The organism is Undibacterium sp. Ji49W, from assembly GCF_049340205.1.
GTDB lineage: Bacteria > Pseudomonadota > Gammaproteobacteria > Burkholderiales > Burkholderiaceae_D > Undibacterium.
The window spans coordinates 1-318 of the sequence record NZ_JBMPOW010000068.1 but is presented as its reverse complement, the minus strand read 5'-3'; the positions used below and the strand labels follow the sequence as shown (position 1 = coordinate 318).

The window sequence follows — 318 nt, the reverse complement described above, 5'->3', positions numbered from 1 at the left end:
TGGCACGGGCATCAGATGCCTGGCCAGACAGTTTGACCTGGTCGATGATTTTGGTGATGAGGATGTACCAGCTGCCCATGGACATGATGACCATGATGATCAGTGTGCCTTTGGCAACGAAGTCACCGGTTTTCCAGAGTGCGTCGAGACCGTATGGGTTTTCAACCATTTCTTTGGCTGGGGCGGCAGCTGCAGGAGCGCCAGCATCCGCTGGGGCAGGTGCTGGTGCAGCAGCGTCAGCGGCAGGGGCTGCAGCTGGTGCAGAAGCAGCAGCGGAGGCGGATTCCTGTGCGGATACAGGTGCGACGGCAACAGCGG

1 pseudogene is annotated in these 318 nt (G+C 59.7%); it reads right to left on the bottom strand.

Annotated elements, in window-relative coordinates:
• Positions 1-318, bottom strand: a pseudogene (locus tag ACO0LK_RS27065) (MotA/TolQ/ExbB proton channel family protein); the annotation flags it as partial.